This window comes from Glutamicibacter sp. NPDC087673 (assembly GCF_044743255.1).
Taxonomy (GTDB): Bacteria; Actinomycetota; Actinomycetes; order Actinomycetales; family Micrococcaceae; genus Glutamicibacter.
The window spans coordinates 118,517-134,651 of record NZ_JBIUWB010000004.1 but is presented as its reverse complement, the minus strand read 5'-3'; the positions used below and the strand labels follow the sequence as shown (position 1 = coordinate 134,651).

The window sequence follows — 16,135 nt, the reverse complement described above, 5'->3', positions numbered from 1 at the left end:
TATGCAAAATGACCCACAGGTCCTGGCGGCACAAGCTGCCCAGGCAATCGCCGAACAGACCGGCGTCGAAAAACACGACATCGCGGTGGTCCTGGGCTCCGGTTGGGGCCAGGCCGCCGAACTCATCGGCGAAACCACCCACACCCTGGATGCCGCCTCCATTCCAGGCTTCCACGCCCCGGCCGTACCCGGGCACAAGGGCAGCATCTCCTCGATCCTGACGTCCACTGGAAAGCGGGTCCTGGTTCTGGGTGCCCGCACCCATTACTACGAAGGGCGCGGCGTGCGCGCGGTAGTCCACCCCATCCGCACCGCGGCAGCTGCCGGCTGCGAGCAGCTGGTGCTCACCAACGGTTGCGGCGGCCTGAATCCGGACTGGACCCCAGGCACCCCGGTAATGATCTCGGACCACATCAACTTCACTGCCGCCTCCCCTTTGGAGGGCGCGACCTTCGTTGACCTGACCGACCTGTACTCCTCGCGCCTGCGCGAGATTGCCCTCGCAGTTGATCCGACCCTGGATCAGGGAGTGTACGCGCAGTTCACCGGACCGCACTACGAAACCCCGGCCGAAGTCCAGTACGCCAAGGTGATCGGTGCTGATCTGGTCGGCATGTCCACCGCATTGGAAGCAATAGCCGCCCGCCATGCAGGCATGGAGATCTTCGGCATTTCCCTGGTGACCAACCTGGCCGCCGGCATCAGCCCGGTGCCGCTGAGCCACGAGGAAGTCATCGAGGCCGGCCAGGCCGCCGGTCCGCGCATCTCCAAATTGCTGGCACAGATCATCGCGAAGCTCTAAGCCTCGCATTATCGGCGCAAAGAAGCAGTCAGTGTCCTTCGAAGGGAAATCAGTGAATCACACGCAGAAAATCCAGTTGCTTGATGCGGCGGGCCAATGGGCAGCCCAGGATCCCGATCCGCAAACGCAGGAAGAACTGCAATTACTGATCCAGCGCGTCACCGACGGCGACGCGCTGGCCTTCGAGGACATCGCCGACCGCTTCAGCGGCGTCCTGGAATTCGGCACCGCAGGCCTGCGTGCCGAATTGGGCGCCGGCCCGATGCGCATGAACCGTGTGGTAGTCCTGCGCACCGCTGCGGGCATCGCCCGTTTCCTGGGCGAAAAGGCCAACGGCGGATATGTCCCGAAGGTCGTCATCGGATTCGATGCCCGTTTCAACTCGGATGCCTTCGCCAAGGATTCAGCAGCCGTCTTCGCCGCTGCCGGTTTTGAGGTGCTGCTGATGCCCTCGGCCTTGCCGACCCCGGTGCTGGCTTGGGCCGTTCGTGAATTCAGCGCGGAAGCCGGCGTCATGGTCACGGCCAGCCACAACCCTCCGCGGGACAACGGCTACAAGGTATACGTGGGCGGCAGGATCACAGATGCGCCGGGCCGCGGGGCTCAGATCGTCTCCCCGATCGATGCGCAGATCGCTTCCTTGATTGACCATGACCAGCCAGTGGCGCAGATCCCGCTGGCACAGTCCGGTTGGGAAGTGCTCCCGGCCCCAGGCGAAGTAGGCGATATCGAGGCAGCCTATCTCGCTTCCATCCACCCGATCATCGAAGCGAACCAGCCGCAGGGCCTGGTGCGCAAGAATCTGCGAATTGTGGTTTCGGCAATGCACGGCGTGGGTGGCCACACCATGCGCCAAGCCCTGCTGAGCGCTGGATTCGACGACGTGCACATGGTCGTTGAGCAGGAACACCCCGATCCGCTCTTCCCTACCGTGAAGTTCCCTAACCCCGAGGAGCCAGGGGCCATCGACCTGTCGCTGGAACTGGCCCGCACGGTCGGTGCTGATCTGGTCATTGCCAATGACCCCGATGCCGACCGTTGCGCGGCAGCCATCCTCGACGGCGGCAGCTGGCGGATGCTGCGCGGCGATGAGGTAGGTTGGCTGCTCGGGGACCAGGTCTCCAAGACCTTGCCAGAGGGCAAGAAATTGGCCAATTCCATCGTGTCTTCGCGCATGCTGGCAGCCATCGCCAAGGACGCCGGACGCGAGCACGAAGAAACCTTGACCGGATTCAAGTGGATCTCACGCGTTGAGGACCTGGGCTACGGCTACGAAGAAGCCCTGGGCTATTGCGTAGCCCCGGAACTGGTGCGCGACAAAGACGGGATTTCTGCCGGGATCGTCCTGGCCGATCTGGCTGCGCAGTTGAAGGCCTCGGGCGGCTCCATCCCGGACCGCCTGGATGAACTGGCCGCCAAGCATGGCGTGCACGTCACCGACCAGCTGTCCCTGCGCTTCACCGACTTGGCGCAGATCCCGGTGCTCATGGAAAAGATCCGCAAGAACGCTCCGGCCTCGCTGGGCGGCTCCGAGGTTTCCGAGGTGACCGACCTGTCCAGGGGCACCGAGAAGCTCCCTGCGACCAACGCCATGGTCTTGCATACATTTTCCGGTGCCCGCGTGATCGTTCGGCCCTCGGGAACGGAACCGAAACTCAAGTGCTACTTGGAAACTATTGAGCCGGTCGATGATCTGGCCGAGGTCCCTGAAGCCCGCAAACGCGCTACCGCGCAGGTCTTGGCAATCAAGGATGAATTGGCAGCTTACCTGAATGCCAACTAGGCTTACCCCTTCGAGACCTTCATTTGAAATGATTGAAATCTTTATTATTAGAGGAAATGATGACTGAACTAAGCGCCCGCGAGATCGCAAGCTACATCGATCACACCCTGTTGGCTCAGAATGCTTCCCGCGAACAAATTGTGCAGATCTGCGAGGAAGCCAAGAAGTACGGCTTCAAGTCGGTCTGCGTCAACCCGTTGTGGGTTTCCACCGTTTCGCGCGAGCTGGAAGGCTCGGACGTACTGACCTGTTCGGTCATCGGTTTCCCGCTGGGTGCCTCGGCCACCGATACCAAGGTATTCGAAACCAAGCACTCAGTTGCAGACGGTGCCAACGAAATCGACATGGTGATCGACGTTGCCGCCGCCCTGCGTGGCGATCGGGATGCCTTGGTCAACGAGATCTTCGCCATTGCGCAGGCCGCGCATGAAGGTGGAGCCATCTTGAAGGTCATCATCGAAACCTGCTTGCTCACCGAGGAAGCCAAGGTCCTGGCCTGCGAGGCCGCAAAGGCCGCTGGCGCTGATTTCGTCAAGACTTCCACCGGTTTCTCCACCGGCGGCGCGACCGTCGAAGACGTCGAGCTGATGCGCAAGACCGTCGGCCCGGAAATGGGTGTCAAGGCCTCGGGCGGCGTTCGCAGTGTTGAAACCGCGCGGGCCATGATTGCGGCCGGTGCGACCCGGCTAGGTTCTAGCTCAGGAGTTGCTATCCTAGAGGGAGAGCAAAGCGGTTCCAGCTACTAGGAAATCGCACCAATCCGTTTTCCCAAGGAGAAAAAGTGTACTCGAACGGCAAGAACACTGCCCATTCCGGTGAAGGCCGCCTTGTCGGCAATATCGTCAACCTCGTGATCTTCTTCGTGATGTTCTCGGCTGGCGTCTACACCTTGGGCTACTGGACCCTTGAGGTTGCTTGGTGGCCGACCCTGGTCAGCTTCGCTCTGATGTTCTTGGCTTTCGCTATCCCGATGCACCTGATGGGTCGCGCGGAAAAGGCTGAGGATCTGGTTGCGGCAGCTAACGCCCACCAGAATTAATTAGAACTTTTCAAGAGAGGGAAACCCGTGTCCGGGTTTCCCTCTCTTGCGTTTAAGCTGCCTTGCCTCGCTTAGACTGGCCCCATGGAATCATGGGATCAGCGCATCGAAGAGTTCTGGAACTCAGCCAATGGCAAACGCCCTGAACAGTTGCGCACCGAACTGGCACTCCTGGTGCAGGGCAAGGATCCGCAGGATCCGCGGGTGCTCTTCGAGGTCGCGTCCCTGCACGACTACCTAGGGGAAGAAGAACAAGCGGTCGGCCCCTACCGGGCGGCACTGGAAGCTGGGCTGGAAGCGCCAAGGCACGATGAAGCGCTGCTCCAGCTAGCCAGCACGCTGCGCAATCTCGGGCAGTACACCCAGTCCATCGAACTGTTGCAGCAGATCACTGCCGATTCACCGATCTTTACCGACGCCCAGGCCTTCCTGGTTCTGGCCCTGCACGATGCCGGGCAATCCACCGAAGCGGTCCAGCTGGCGGTCAGCGCATTAGCGCGCCATGCCTCGCTCTACGCCCGGGCGATCAAGGGCTACGCCGGAGAACTGGCCTCGCCTGCTGCCTCGGGCCAGCGGTAGCAAACGCCGGCCAGCAGCCTGCAGGAAAAGGCATCCTACTGGCCCGCGAGTTCAACCGAATCAGTCCTTTGCTGCCGGTGCGGGTGTTGGCTCGAAAATAGCGTAGAGCAGCTTCTCCGCCCACTCCAGGATCTCCCCGTCGGCCAAGTCCCGTCCGCCAATGGGCGAGGTCTTGGGCTTCGGGATGAAGATCGAATTCAGCGCCGGCTTGTTCGCAGCCCCCGGGTACAGGCGTTCCAAGCGCACCTGGCGCGAAGCTGGCAGGTCTTCAATTCTGGCCGGAGCCAGCTTGATGTGGTTGCCGACCTGCTGGATATCATGCAGCCCCGCAGCACGCGCGCGAATACGCAGGGCCGCGACGCGCATGAGGTTCTCCACCGGAGTTGGAAGCTTGCCATAGCGATCCACCAGCTCATCGCGGACTTCACCCAGCGCCTCGTCGGTCTCGGCCTGGGCAATGTTGCGATAGGCTTCCAAACGCAGTCGTTCACCAGGTACATAGTCGTGTGGCAGGTGGGCATTGACCGGCAGGTCAATCTTCATCTCGGCGGCTTCTTCCTCGCCTTCGCCCTTGTAATCGGCCACGGCCTCGCCTACCAGGCGCAGGTACAAGTCGAAGCCCACACCGGCGATATGCCCGGACTGCTCGCCACCCAGCAGATTACCGGCTCCACGCAGTTCCAGGTCCTTCATGGCCAGCTGGTAGCCGGAGCCAAGCTCGTTGTGCGCGGCAACGGCTTTCAGGCGCTCCAGGGCGACCTCCCCCAGCGGTTTCTCTACATCCCACAGGAAGTAGGCGTAGGCACGCTCACGGCCGCGCCCAACGCGCCCGCGCAGCTGGTGCAGCTGGGACAGGCCGTAGTTGTTCGCGCGGTCCACAATCAGCGTGTTCGCATTGGAAATATCCAGGCCGGTTTCGATGATGGTGGTGGAGACCAGCACGTCGAATTTCTTCTCCCAGAAGTCCTGGATGATCCGCTCCAGCCGGGATTCGCTCATCTTGCCATGGGCTACCTCCACGCGCGCTTCGGGGGCCAGCTCGCGCAATTCGGCCGCCACCCGCTCAATGGAGCTGACCCGGTTGTGCACGAAGAACACCTGGCCATCACGCATCAGCTCACGCTTGATGGCCGCGGAAATCTGCTTGTCGCTGCGTGGACCCACGTAGGTCAGCACCGGATGGCGTTCTTCGGGCGGGGTCGCCAAGGTGGAGGTTTCGCGGATGCCTGTCAGCGACATCTCCAAGGTACGCGGGATCGGGGTGGCGCTCATCGCCAGCACATCCACGTTGGTGCGCATCTTCTTGAGCTCTTCCTTGTGCTCCACTCCGAAGCGCTGTTCCTCGTCAATGATGACCAGGCCCAGGTTCTTGAACTCCACGTTCTTGGAGAGCAGGCGGTGGGTGCCGATGACAATATCCACGCTGCCGTCCTTGAGGCCGGCCAGGATTTCCTTGGATTCCTTGGCGCTCTGGAAACGCGAGAGGGTCTTCACGCGGACCGGGAAGCCCGAATAGCGTTCGGTGAAGGTCTGGTGGTGCTGGGAAGCCAGCAGGGTGGTAGGAACCAGCACGGCAACCTGCTTGGAGTCCTGGACGGCCTTGAAGGCGGCGCGAACCGCGATTTCGGTTTTGCCAAAGCCCACGTCACCGGAAATCAACCGGTCCATCGGGATTTCCTTCTCCATATCGGATTTCACCTCGTTGATGGCGGTGAGCTGATCCGGAGTCTCGATGAACGCGAAGGCTTCCTCCAGCTCGTTCTGCCACGGGGTGTCTGATGCGAAGGCGTGGCCACGGCTGGCCATGCGAGCCGAGTAGAGCTTAATCAGGTCGCCAGCAATTTCCTTGACGGCCTTGCGCGCCTTGGACTTGGTGCTGGCCCAGTCCGAACCGCCCATTTTGGACAAGGTCGGAGCTTCGCCGCCGACATACCGGGTGACCATATGCAGCTGGTCCATCGGGACGAACAGACGGTCCCCCGGGGCTCCGCGCTTGGAAGAGGCGTACTCCGCCACCAGGTACTCGCGCTTGGCATCCTTGCCCGAGCCATTGACCTTGCGGGCCATCAGCTCGACGAACTTGCCTATGCCGTGCTGTTCGTGGACGATGTAGTCCCCGGCCTGCAGGCTCAGCGGATCAACGGCATTGCGCTTGCGCTTGACCGTCAGCTTGCGGCCCTTGCGGTTCGGGTACGCGCTGGACCGGCCCAGCAAATCTGCTTCGGTGAGCAGGCCCAGCTTCAGTTCCTCGAAGACAAACCCGCGGCCGGCGGTGGCCTGGGTGATCTCGATCAGTCCAGCGGTGGGTTCCGCGGACAGGTCATCCACCCTGTGTGCCGGGATCTTGAACTCGGCGAAAAGCTCCGAAAGGCGGGCTGCCGGGCCGGGCCCCTCGGTAGCCACGACGAAACGCCATTGGTCCTTGACTCGTCCTGCGATGAATTCCATCATCGCCTCGATGTCGCCCTGGTAGCCGTGCGGTTCACGGGCCGGGACACGGATGGTGGCCGCGCCCAAATCCAGCTCGTCATCGGCACCCAGGGAGGTAATAGCCCACCAGGAAACCTTGGCGGCCTGTGCGTGTTCTACGGTTTCTGCCAGCGAGGCAAAATCACCGGTAGCCAGCTTTCGCTCGGAATCCGCGGTGGTCAGATCCAACGGAGCGCTGGCTCCATCCGAAGCCGAAGCCCACGCGGCAGCCAGGAATTCGGCATTGGTGGCGTTCAGGTCATGCGCGCGGGCGCGCACGCGCTCTGGCTCCATCACCAGCGCAATGGACGATTCCGGCAGCAAGGACAGCAGCGGAACCATCTTGTCCACCAGCAGCGGAGCCAAGGATTCCATGCCTTCAACAGCGATGCCGCCGGCAATCTTGGTGAGCATTTCCTGGGCAGCCGGGAAATGGTTCTTCAGATTCGCTGCCCGGCTCATCACCTGCGGGGTGATGAGCATTTCACGGCAGGGCGTGGCAATGATCCGGGTGGGACCGGGATCATCAGTGGACCGCTGATCTGCGATGGCGAAGAATCGCATCGAGTCGATCTGGTCCCCGAAGAAATCAATGCGGACCGGATGGTCCAATGTCGGCGGAAAAACATCGATGATGCCACCACGCACCGCAAACTCGCCGCGGTGCGTCACCATGTCCACTCGGGCATAAGCCGCAGCAGCCAAGTCCTTGATGACTTTATCGAAGCCCGGCTCGGCATCCAGTTCCAGGATGACCGGGCGCAATTCGCCAAGGCCGGCGACCAACGGCTGCAGCACGGCACGAATTGGAGCAATGATGATGTTTAGGCTCTCATCCCGGTCGTGCAGGCGGCGCAGCACTTCCAGGCGGCGTCCCACGGTATCGCTTCGCGGCGACAAGCGCTCATGGGGCAAGGTTTCCCAAGAAGGGAACTCGGCGATCTGGCCTGCCGGGAGGTAGGCACCCAGTGAGCTGGAGACTTCTTCGGCTTCACGGCCGGTCGCGGTGACGATGAGCGTCACCCCCGAATGCTTGCTTTCACGCAGCGCCTGGCTGATATGCGCCGAGAGGATCGGTCGCATGCCCTGCGGGGCCGCGATTTCCAGCTCTTCGCTGCGCGTCGGGTAGTCATGAGCTGCGCTTTGCCCAATACGCCTGAAGGAAGGTTCCTCGCGCAGGAAATCATGAAGTCCGCTTAGGCTCATGGGGGTTCGGGTCCTCTCATGCAGACGCTTGGCCGGGTGCATTCATACTGTATTACGTCGAAACGACACCACGAACGCCGACCGTAAATGTTTTTCCACGGCCGGAAACGTCAATATGCTGTTTTGGGTGCAGTCCTAGCCTACCCAATGCGGCTTTGCAGATAGTGTTAATACTGTCCGTTGCCGGGCCTGCGATTTCGTTGCCCGGCCACTTAGATTTCCAGATTGGGATTAGCTTTCATGGCATTGAACGCAAGCACTCAGATCGCCCACCCTGCAGACCAGGTCATCGCTACGCTTAGCGATCGTGGCTTTGCCGAGCACCTGACCAAGGTCGCCAACGGTTCCTTGACCGATTTCTCCGTGAACGGCGATACCGCAGGCGCCTTCACCGTGACCACCGTTCGTTCGGTCCCCACCGATCGCGTTCCGGATATCGCCCGCAAGTTCGTTGGCGCGACCATCGAGATCACCCAGGTAGACCAGTGGACAGCACCAGATGCTGCCGGCAACCGCTCGGCTACGGTAAAGATCTCCGTTGCCGGTGTTCCGGTGACCGTCAGCGGCACCGAACAGCTCAAGGCCCAGGGCGAAACTTCCGAATTCTCCATTGACGCCAAGGTTTCCTCGTCGATTCCATTCATCGGCGGCAAGTTGGCTTCGGCTGCGGAGCCTTACCTGGGCAAGGCACTGAATTTGCAGGCTGCTCAGGTCAATGCCTGGCTTTCGAAATAAGCCACTCCGAATAGTTACGTTTCACATTCAGTCCCCGGACGTGCGATTTCTCGCAAAGCGTCCGGGGATTTGTGCTCTGAAGCACTGTTCGCGCTAGGGTTGGTGACAGGTGTGCCGGGAAGTCTGGTCGGCGAGAAATATTCATTTAACGAAGTAAGCGAGTTAAAAGCATGACCCAAACTCCGTCTTCGGGTTCCAGCAAGAACCTGTTTTCGCGCCCCAGCTATAAAGAATCTATCCGTATCGGCGACATCCTGCGCAAGGAAACCGTCGGCGGCATGGTACTCATCGCCGGCGCTTTGCTGGCATTGATCTGGGCTAACACCCCGCTGCGCGAGTCCTACTTCGCACTGCGTGACTTCCACTTCGGACCTACCCTTTTCGGTGTGGATCTGAATCTGTCCATCGGCCACTGGGCTGCCGATGCTCTGCTGGCGGTGTTCTTCTTCCTGACCGGCTTGGAGCTGAAAAAAGAATTCGTCATTGGCGACCTGCGCAATGCGAAAACGGCAGCCGTACCGGTAGCGGCCGCTTTTGGCGGCGTGCTGGTGCCGGCATTGATCTTTGTCGCTATCGCTTCCATGTCCGGTGGCGGTGAGTTGTTGCGTGGCTGGGCCATTCCAACCGCAACAGACATTGCGTTCGCCGTGGCTGTGCTCGCGGTGATTGGTTCGGCGCTTCCCGCAGCGCTGCGCATCTTCCTGCTGACTCTGGCTGTAGTCGATGACCTGATCGCTATTGTCATTATCGCCGTCGTATTCACCGATGACCTGAAGCTGTCCTACCTGGGCCTGTCGCTGATCCCCATCATTCTCTTCACGGTCCTTGCCCGTTTCCTTGGCAAGTTCTTCGCCAAGCGTGCGTGGGCCGCGTGGGCAATCCTGCTGCCGCTGGGTGTCATTACCTGGATCTTCGTCTTCGGCTCCGGCATCCACGCCACCATCGCCGGTGTGGTCTTGGGCTTCTGTGTCCCGGTCAAGCGCACCGATGGCCGTGACGGCATCGGCCTGGCTGAACGATTCGAGCACCGTTTCCGCCCGCTGTCCTCCGGCATATGCATTCCCATCTTCGCCTTCTTCGCCGCCGGCGTGACCGTGATTTCCCCTGACAATGGCAGCGGCGGCCTGCTCACCGATCCGGTGTTCTGGGGCATCGTGCTGGGTCTGGTGCTCGGCAAGCCGATCGGCATTATGGGCTCGACCTGGGTGCTGACCCGGTTCACCAAGGCCTCGCTGGACAAGGATGCCCGCTGGGGCGACCTGCTGGGTGTCACGTTGCTGGCAGGTATCGGTTTCACCGTATCCCTGCTGGTCTCCGAATTGTCCTTCGGCTTGGAGTCGGCGCACTATGAGCATGCCAAGGTAGCAATCCTGGCTGGTTCATTCGTTGCCGCGATCCTCGGTGCCCTGTGGCTGATTCCCCGTAACCGCCGATACAAGGTCATCCACGAGCGCGAGACCCGCGATGCCGATAAGGATGGCATCCCTGATGTGTACCAGCAGGACTACGAAGGAAAGTAGCCTTCTGGAATCCTGAAGAAATAGCTCGGGCGCCGGCTTCCACATGTGGAAGCCGGCGCCCGAGCTGTTTGGTTTTGCTACTATTTGCGGGCCTCGTGCATCGCGACCTCAGCGGCCACCCAAGCGAGCATTGCGCACTTGACGCGTGCGGGGAACTTGGAGACGCCGACGAAGGCAGCAGCGTCTTCCAGCACCTCTTCATCCGGCTGGAAGTTTCCCTTGGAGCGCATCATCTCGCGGAAATAGTCCCGCTTTCCAAGAAATTCTTCCTTAGTCAGTTCAGGCAGCATCTCGGCCAGCACCGAGGCAGAGGCCATGGAGATGGAGCAGCCATCGCCTTCCCAGCTCATCGAAGTGAAATGCTCCTGGTCATCGAGCTCTACGCGGACACGGATCTGGTCGCCGCAGATCGGGTTGTGCTGGTGGGACTCGCCGTGCAGCAATCCTTCGGTGGTTTCGACCAGCGGCGAACCGATGCGGCGCTTCGAGTGGTCCAAGATGACCTGTTGGTATAGCTGATCCAATTCGTTCATTTAAACTCCAAAGTATTCGCGCACGGAGCTCAAGGCCTCAAGCAGGGCCTTGATGTCTTCTTCCGTGTTGTACAGATAGGTGCTGGCGCGGGTCGTGGAATTCACGCCCAGGGCGCGGTGCAGCGGCTGCGCACAGTGGTGGCCCACGCGTACCGCAATGCCGCGCGAGTCGAGGTACTGGCCGACATCATGCGGGTGCACCCCGATCACTTCAAACGGGACAGTACCGATACGCTGCGCGTCGGCCGGACCGAAAACGCGCACGCCTTCGATTTTCGAGATGCCCTCATAGAGCATTGCTCCGAGGTGCTCTTCCCAGGCCGCGATACGGCCCATGCCGATTTCATCCAGGTAGCTGACTGCGGTAGCCAAGCCGTGGGTCTGAGCGATGCGCTGGGTTCCGGCCTCGAAACGCTGCGGCGATGGCATGTATTCTGCGTGCTCCATGTCCACCACGGTGATCATCGATCCACCCGTGAGGAACGGTGGCATTGCGTTGAGCAGTTCTTCACGCCCGTAGAGTGCGCCGATTCCGGTTGGGCCGAGCATCTTGTGGCCGGAGAAGGCCATGAAGTCAACGTCCAAGGCTTTCACGTCGACCGGCAGGTGCGGCACGGACTGGCATCCGTCCAGCACGGTCAGGGCGCCGACCTTGCGGGCAGCGTCAACGAACTTCTGGGTATCGGTGATGGTGCCCAGCACATTCGAAACGTGGGTGAAGGCAACGAGCTTGGTTTTCTCGGTAACCAGCTCATCAAGCAATTCGTAGCGCAGTGCACCGTCTTCGGTGACTGGCACGTAACGCAGCGTAGCACCGGTGCGGAAAGCCAGTTCCTGCCACGGGATCAGGTTCGCGTGGTGTTCAAGTTCGGTGGTGAGGATTTCATCGCCCGGGCCCAAGCGGAATCGGGCCGCGGCCTCTCCCCCGCGCCCCAAGGAGGCATTGGACATCGAGTAGCTGATCAGGTTCAGCGCTTCGGTGGCATTAGCAGTCCACACCAGTTCGTTGGTGCGTGCACCGATGAACTTGGCGACTTTCTCGCGGGCTTCCTCAAAGATCTCGGTCGCTTCAACTGCCAAGGAATGCGCACCGCGGTGTACTGCTGCGTTGGCGTTCTCGTAGTAGTGCTGCTCGGCTTCATAGACGCAACGCGGCTTCTGGCTGGTGGCGCCGGAGTCCAGGTACACAACGTCAACGCCGTTGACTTGGTGCTCCAGAATTTCAAAGTCGGCCTTGATGCGCTCAACTTCTCCAGCTGTCAACGCCTCAAGGGCTTCTGGCTGACCGGTCATCGTGTGCACGTGGTCCTCCGAATAATTGTCATGGATGCCCGGCAGGCCGTGGCAAAGAATCGTCACAGGCCTATTAGGCAAGGGGTACATTGGGTAATTATTCCACTCCGGGCCTCGAAGCACATCTAAGTTAGGCCTTAGTAAGGAACGCCTCGGTCCATAGCTTTCCTAATTTAATGAAGTCGAGGACCGCTGCGGACCGTTCAAGTCCCCAGCGGTCCCCGCTTGGCTTCACCGCGCCCCATAGGGATCAGTGGTCAGCTGATATGGAATTTTGCCTGGGCAGCTTCCAAACCCGAGTTCATCAGCAATTCCACTGCGTCAGCGCAATTGTCGATCAGAAACGGAAGATCGGCCTTTTCGGTCTTGGAGAAGTCCTGCAAAACCCATTTGGCAGTATCCATGCGGCCCGGAGGGCGCCCAACGCCTGCGCGCACGCGCAGGTAGTCCTTGGAGCCCATGGCCTTGGAGATATCCCGCAGGCCGTTATGCCCGCCTTCACCGCCACCGCGCTTGAGCTTGATGGTATCGAAGGGAATGTCGATCTCGTCGTGCACGACAATCAGCCGGGCGGCATCGATGCCGAAGAACTTTGCCGCGTTAGCTACCGGCCCGCCCGAAAGATTCATGAAAACCATGGGCTTGGCCAGCACGATGCGTGGACCGCCAACCCCCATGCGTCCTTCGACAACCTGGGAACGCGAGGAGTGGGTCTTGAATTTCGAGCCGACTCGATGAGCCAGCTCATCGAGCACCATCTGCCCGATATTGTGTCTATTGCCAGCGTAGCCGGACCCGGGGTTTCCGAGTCCGGCTACGAGCCAAGTTCCATCACTCATGATGCTCAGCTAAAACCTAGTTCGCTGTAATTAGGCAGCGATGATCAGGTCCATGTGATCAACGGTGCGATTCAGCGCGTGGATCTGGATGTCCTTGATGGTGGTCTTCACGGTCTTGCCTTCGATGTTCAGAACCAGCTCAACACCGCGGTCGCGAACGGCCAGGGTGGTTTCGCGGCCTGGAAGCAGTACGTGCTGTGGCTCGGAGCCTGCACCGTAGACAACTGCTGGGATCTGGCCATCGCGGCGAGCCTGGCGGGCAGCGCCCTTGCCGAAATCGCTACGTACAACGGCGTCAAGGTTGACAGATGCCATGATAATTCTCCTTAGGAAATGAATGCTTCGTTAAGGCCCTTGCGTGGACTCGGGAAGCATCCAACATCTAGGAGATGAAAGAGCTTTTCCGGCCTTGTCGATAACGGTCCCACCATTGCTGGTGTTTCCCTCGCCTGGGCACAGTCAACAATTCTACCAGCTGCCATCGCCAACGGGAAAACCTGTAGCGAACGCCACTATTCCTGGATTCCGCTCAACGGCTTTGGAAAATAAAAGTATCGTCCAGCGTAAAGCCGTGGGCGTCATCGCAGCGATAACCGCGCAGCCGCGGCACTCCATCCACCATCCGCAGATAGAATCCGCGCGGGAATTCCTGATCGCCGGGTGCCGCGGAAGCGACGGCCAACGAATCAGCCGGCTTCTTCCCATCACTGAGCACTGAATTGCTGGAAGACGCTTGGTCCAGAAAATCCAGTCGCAGATACGGGCCGGTCATGGCGGGGCACAACTTCAATCCGACGCTGACTGCGCGTTCAAGGACCTGAGTCAACGTTGCTCCGACCTCCAGACCAAGCTGTCGCAGATTACGACTTACCACGGTCACCTTTTGGGGCCGACACAACCTCATCGAAAATCCGGTGGGCTAACAGCATTTTGGCGTAGTCGTTAAGCTGAACCCCTGTTTGGACCATGCGTTGCAGTAGCTCAGCGCGTTCCAGCCCTCCCACAGCGACCTGGCGTATGCCAAGTTCCATGCTGCCCCTCTTGGTCCTTGATCCACCATAAATAATAGTTTTCCGTGTCTGTATAAGGCACCTTCACCGGGCATTTTCTCGGGCGGGGTATATGGGAATCCGAAGTGTTTGAAAACTCGGTGTTTCAAAGATTAGCCGAGTCAAGAACACGTATATCCCGTATGACGACCGGCTTGCGGGACACTCTCAACGAACTCCCCAGAAAGTCACATTGCCTCAGCTGGACGTGCCTATTCTCGAAATTAGATAGTCTGGTGTAATGAAATCACTATCGATTGGTGCAACTGTCCTACTCCTGGTCGCTGCGGGTTTTGCTTTTCCGGTCAATCCGCTATGGGGTGCACTTTCGCTTGCTGCCGCGATCTGTTCAGCAGCGACTTATTTCGTATACAGAAAACAGGCAAAAAACACGCGCTAATTCTGGACATCTCGAAACTCTAGTCCCAGTGAACGTTCCCCTTAAGGGATACCCTGGCCGGTGACGACCGGATGCCCCGATACGGCACTACTCCGCGTTCTACATCAGCGCTTTGGGCCAAGTCAGCAAGCAACGATAGGGTTCTTCTTGTGAGACTGGTGGTTTCCAAACCGCCGCCAACCATCAGGAGATGAAGCGCGATGACACCCCAAGCAGAGACGGAAAGCCTCAGATTCGCAGAACGCTTGCCCGGTTGGCAGCGGTGGAGCGGTTCCCTCATCTTTGCAATCCTTGCGGTTATTTTCGCCGTGGTAGCTGTCATCGAATCGCTTTGGGGATTCTATTTAGTTGCTGTTGCCCTGATTTTTGCTGTCATGTGGTGCTGGAGGCTGGCAAGGATCACGGTGACGGTTGATGATCAAGCGGTCATTCTAACCGGTCCTGCCTGGAAGCGGGTCGTGCCACTACAGGACGTGCATGAAGTTTCGGTTTCAACGGATAACGGCATGAACCTTGGCTTGGTGAACTGGCCCGTCACGACGCATGAACACGGCTCCCTCACGAGACTGAATATGGGTGGAACCGCTGCCGTGACCTTCTCGGATTCAAAGGGCTACCGCTATCAGTTCGTATTGGCCAACCTTCAGGACGCCAGGCTAGTTGCGGAAGCGATCACTGGCTAATCCTCGCTCCACCACACGGAACGAAGCATGAAGCAGAGCGACACCGGCATTTATTTCGAGCTGTCCCAGAAGGGGTTCCTCTTACGGGCACTGTCAATGATCGCTTAACCGCCTCTGGCCGGCACCCTAAGGTGCCGGCCAGAGGCTTTGCGAAACGAGGGCTGCTAGGCGCGGCCGTCAAACAGGTTCGTGACCGAACCGTCGTGGAATACTTCCGAGATCGCGCGGGCGATCGTCGGGGCGATCGAGAGCACGGTGAGGTTCTCGAAACGCTTCTCTTCAGGGATTGGCAGGGTGTTGGTGACAACAACCTCGCGGGCACCGCAATCAGCCAAACGCTGGGCAGCCGGATCCGAGAAGACCGCGTGGGTAGCCGCGATGATGACGTCCTTGGCGCCGGCTTCCTTCAGCACGCGCACAGCGCCTGCGATGGTTCCGCCGGTGTCGATCATGTCGTCGATCAGGATCGCGATGCGGCCCTCCACCTGGCCAACCACGGTCTTGGACTCGGCCTGGTTAGGCACCGTCAGATCGCGGGACTTGTGGACGAAGGCCAGCGGGGTGCCGCCCAGTCGATCTGCCCACTGCTCGGCAACGCGCACGCGGCCGGTGTCAGGGGAAACCACGGTGACTTCATTTACATCGACCTTGGACTTGATGTAGTCAGCCAGCAACGGGAAGCCGAACAGGTGGTCCACCGGACCGTCGAAGAAGCCCTGGATCTGTGCGGTGTGCAGATCGCAGGAAATCACGCGGTCAGCACCGGCGGTCTTGAACAGGTCGGCAACCAGGCGGGCCGAGATCGGCTCGCGGCCGCGGCCCTTCTTGTCCTGGCGCGCGTAAGGGTAGAACGGCGCCACGACAGTGATGCGGCGGGCCGAAGCACGCTTCATCGAGTCAATCATGATCAGCTGTTCCATCAGCCAGTTGTTCGTTGGTGCTGGGTAGGACTGCAGCAGGAAAACGTCCTTGCCGCGAACCGACTCATCCGAACGCACGTAGATCTCGCCATTGGCGAAGTCGTAGGCGTTCAACGGCAGCAGTTCGGTGTCGAGTTCCTTGGCTACTTCTGCAGCCAGCTCAGGGTGCGCACGACCGGTGGCCAGCACCAGCTTCTTGTCGACGTTATGGCTGATTTCACTCATGGGGTTTGCTTTCTCGCTCGCTTCGCTATCACGTATGAGGTTGTTGTCGAGGAAATGAAG

14 protein-coding genes and 1 pseudogene are annotated in these 16,135 nt (G+C 59.9%); 8 read left to right on the top strand and 7 right to left on the bottom strand.

Going from position 1 to position 16,135, the window contains the following annotated elements; all coding sequences use genetic code 11:
• The first annotated feature begins 1 nt into the window (after position 1).
• The 5 genes from ACIOTL_RS10820 to ACIOTL_RS10800 all read left to right on the top strand — a co-directional run bounded on the left by ACIOTL_RS10820 (position 2) and on the right by ACIOTL_RS10800 (position 4,203).
• Complete coding sequence (locus ACIOTL_RS10820) at positions 2-802, top strand: purine-nucleoside phosphorylase (protein WP_400342895.1); 801 nt, start codon at positions 2-4, stop codon at positions 800-802.
• 52 nt (positions 803-854) lie between these two features.
• Complete coding sequence (locus ACIOTL_RS10815) at positions 855-2,585, top strand: phospho-sugar mutase (protein WP_400342589.1); 1,731 nt, start codon at positions 855-857, stop codon at positions 2,583-2,585.
• Positions 2,586-2,644: 59 nt separating this feature from the next.
• Positions 2,645-3,331, top strand: a complete 687-nt coding sequence (gene deoC, locus ACIOTL_RS10810; RefSeq protein ID WP_400342588.1) for a deoxyribose-phosphate aldolase — start codon at positions 2,645-2,647, stop codon at positions 3,329-3,331.
• 35 nt (positions 3,332-3,366) lie between these two features.
• Entirely contained in the window at positions 3,367-3,624 is a 258-nt protein-coding gene (locus tag ACIOTL_RS10805) for a hypothetical protein (RefSeq protein WP_105657110.1), read from the top strand.
• An 84-nt stretch (positions 3,625-3,708) separates the two neighbouring features.
• On the top strand, positions 3,709-4,203 hold the full coding sequence (locus ACIOTL_RS10800; RefSeq protein WP_133833050.1) for a tetratricopeptide repeat protein: 495 nt from the start codon (positions 3,709-3,711) through the stop codon (positions 4,201-4,203).
• Positions 4,204-4,263: 60 nt separating this feature from the next.
• Here ACIOTL_RS10800 and mfd read toward each other — a convergent pair whose 3' ends face one another.
• Entirely contained in the window at positions 4,264-7,878 is a 3,615-nt protein-coding gene (gene mfd, locus ACIOTL_RS10795) for a transcription-repair coupling factor (protein WP_105661736.1), read from the bottom strand.
• A gap of 240 nt (positions 7,879-8,118) precedes the next feature.
• Here mfd and ACIOTL_RS10790 point away from each other — a divergent pair, with 240 nt between their 5' ends.
• Together ACIOTL_RS10790 and nhaA are read left to right on the top strand one after the other, a co-directional pair.
• Complete coding sequence (locus tag ACIOTL_RS10790; protein ID WP_105657107.1) at positions 8,119-8,613, top strand: DUF2505 domain-containing protein; 495 nt, start codon at positions 8,119-8,121, stop codon at positions 8,611-8,613.
• Positions 8,614-8,783: 170 nt separating this feature from the next.
• Positions 8,784-10,133, top strand: coding sequence for a Na+/H+ antiporter NhaA (gene nhaA, locus ACIOTL_RS10785; protein WP_400342587.1), 1,350 nt, complete (start codon positions 8,784-8,786; stop codon positions 10,131-10,133).
• 80 nt (positions 10,134-10,213) lie between these two features.
• Here the strand turns inward: nhaA and sufU are convergent, their stop codons facing one another.
• The 5 genes and pseudogenes from sufU to ACIOTL_RS10760 all read right to left on the bottom strand — a co-directional run bounded on the left by sufU (position 10,214) and on the right by ACIOTL_RS10760 (position 13,624).
• On the bottom strand, positions 10,214-10,666 hold the full coding sequence (gene sufU, locus ACIOTL_RS10780; protein WP_105657105.1) for a Fe-S cluster assembly sulfur transfer protein SufU: 453 nt from the start codon (positions 10,664-10,666) through the stop codon (positions 10,214-10,216).
• On the bottom strand, positions 10,667-11,959 hold the full coding sequence (locus ACIOTL_RS10775) for a SufS family cysteine desulfurase (RefSeq protein WP_133833245.1): 1,293 nt from the start codon (positions 11,957-11,959) through the stop codon (positions 10,667-10,669).
• A gap of 257 nt (positions 11,960-12,216) precedes the next feature.
• Entirely contained in the window at positions 12,217-12,798 is a 582-nt protein-coding gene (gene pth / locus ACIOTL_RS10770) for an aminoacyl-tRNA hydrolase (RefSeq protein ID WP_105657104.1), read from the bottom strand.
• A gap of 42 nt (positions 12,799-12,840) precedes the next feature.
• Positions 12,841-13,113: pseudogene (locus ACIOTL_RS10765) on the bottom strand (50S ribosomal protein L25); the annotation flags it as partial.
• 214 nt (positions 13,114-13,327) lie between these two features.
• The gene (locus ACIOTL_RS10760; protein WP_133833054.1) at positions 13,328-13,624 is read right to left on the bottom strand and encodes a hypothetical protein; all 297 of its coding nucleotides are present in this window, start codon (positions 13,622-13,624) and stop codon (positions 13,328-13,330) included.
• An 823-nt stretch (positions 13,625-14,447) separates the two neighbouring features.
• Between ACIOTL_RS10760 and ACIOTL_RS10755 the strand changes: the two genes are divergently transcribed.
• Positions 14,448-14,930 carry a hypothetical protein gene (locus ACIOTL_RS10755; RefSeq protein ID WP_133833055.1) on the top strand — a complete coding sequence of 161 codons (483 nt, stop codon included), beginning with the start codon at positions 14,448-14,450 and terminating at the stop codon, positions 14,928-14,930.
• A 164-nt stretch (positions 14,931-15,094) separates the two neighbouring features.
• On the opposite strand, the gene ACIOTL_RS10750 is transcribed toward ACIOTL_RS10755, so the two are convergent.
• Positions 15,095-16,075: a ribose-phosphate diphosphokinase gene (locus ACIOTL_RS10750; protein WP_105657098.1), complete on the bottom strand. Its 981-nt coding sequence runs from the start codon at positions 16,073-16,075 to the stop codon at positions 15,095-15,097.
• Positions 16,076-16,135: the final 60 nt, after the last annotated feature.